At 59.3% G+C, this 1,532-nt stretch carries 3 protein-coding genes; 1 reads left to right on the top strand and 2 read right to left on the bottom strand.

Annotated features, from left to right (window positions below; genetic code table 11):
* On the top strand, nucleotides 1–566 hold a 566-nt coding region (locus ACH2EH_RS13540), incomplete at its 5' end, for a hypothetical protein (RefSeq protein ID WP_395142507.1).
* Here ACH2EH_RS13540 and ACH2EH_RS13535 read toward each other — a convergent pair.
* Nucleotides 567–1,094 carry a DUF1854 domain-containing protein gene (locus ACH2EH_RS13535; RefSeq protein ID WP_395142505.1) on the bottom strand — a complete coding sequence of 176 codons (528 nt, stop codon included), beginning with the start codon at nucleotides 1,092–1,094 and terminating at the stop codon, nucleotides 567–569. It abuts the gene before it with no gap.
* Between the two features lie 3 nt (nucleotides 1,095–1,097).
* Nucleotides 1,098–1,532, bottom strand: a 435-nt coding sequence (locus ACH2EH_RS13530) for a hypothetical protein (RefSeq protein ID WP_395142503.1), incomplete at its 5' end; no start/stop codon positions are given.

Raw genomic sequence — 1,532 nt, 5'->3', positions numbered from 1 at the left:
GGGATACCGCACTTTCTGCTCTGATGGCGAAGCGCGGCTTTGGCGAACCGAAGAAAACCGAGGGCCGAGGACTTCTCAACGCGCTCAAGGCCACCTATGAGGTACGGCAGGTCACTCTCGGGACGCAGGGGGAGAGGGCGACGGCCAGCGAAGCCGATGAGAAAGTAGCACGAACCAAGTACGCGGACTTTCGAGGCACGGTTCGCACGACCTACACGAATGCGGATACCCGGAAGGCACTGGGAGTGGCTGGGCTGGTGCCCGTGGACTCCGAGAAGTTCCTGACCCTCGCCGAGGTGGGCTACAGTGCCGCCGCACAGATTCCGTATGCTGTCGCGCTTAAAGGGTTTGGCTTCGATGCTGCCGAGCGAGCTACCTCCCTGGCCACTCTCACCGTGTTTAAGGCGGCGCGTGAAGCACACCGAGGAGCGATTGCCGCCGCGAAAGCCGCCACTAGAGAGCGCGACGATGCGTATAAAGTCGCGCTGAAGTGGAACCGGGATCTGCTGCGCATGGCAAAGATTACCCTACGCGAGCGGCTCGATCTCCTGGCAAAGCTTCGCTAGCTACAGAACCCGTGAGAGGATCGCGAGCGTTTTCTCATCGAGCTTGCGGTAGTCTGGGATGTTGTAGCGGCTACCCGTGCGGTCTGTGAGCAGCACGCGTCCATTGCCGACTTCCTGGATCGAGTCCTTAAGGTTTTGTACTGCGAACTTGCGCACACCTTTATCGGTCTCTACCTCGAAGTTCACCGTGTCGTACTCTTTTTTGACCAGGGTGACACGCTGAATGGTCGGGACAAAGTAGCGGCGCTCCAGCTCCTCATCGAGGATCTTGCGTGAGTCCGCATCCAGGCCCGTGAGCTTCTCCAGCATTCCGACATCTTTATCTTTGGCATCGCGCAGGCCAATGTACTGGTCTTGCAGCGAGAGCGGGAACGCCCGCGCAATCTGGCAGACGAGAACCGTCCGCTCGTAGCCGATCTTTGGGTCCGCAATGGTGGCACGCACGGCGCTGCCGCCCGTCCGGAAAAAGGTCACGGTCGCGGGATCAAGAAAAATCAGATCGAAATCTGTGTTGGCGCTTGTTTGCATTGTTTAGTACTTACTTCCTGCGATATGCAGTAAAATTCCGAGAACCTCGCTCCCATCGCCGAGGGAGCGCTCCTGGTTCTCCAGAAAAACCGTCTGGCCTTCCAGCTTCATAAAACGCCACGCGAGCCCCGACGTGACCGTGCCCCAGACCGTGGGGAGCGGATGGCCTTCCCGCTGGTTGAAGAGCTGCACCGCAACCATCTCCGCGAGGCACTGCCCCAGCCCAGGCCGTAGGTTCTCACTCTTCGATTCTACCGCCGCAAAGACCGGTGACTGAAGTATGTTTTGCTCGGGCGACTTAGCGAGAAGAAAATCACATGCCCCGGCGAGCCCTCGCGCCGGGTCTACATCAAATGTCACGCCGGAGAAGATAGAAATCGCGCCGCCCGTGCGCTGCCGAAGCTCAAAGAGTAGCGGAGCGACCAAGTATTCCGAGCG

The sequence above is a fragment of the Armatimonas sp. genome, assembly GCF_043760365.1.
Taxonomy (GTDB): Bacteria; Armatimonadota; Armatimonadia; order Armatimonadales; family Armatimonadaceae; genus Armatimonas.
The sequence above is the reverse complement of the archived record's forward strand: the minus strand, read 5'-3'. Positions and strand labels throughout refer to the sequence as shown.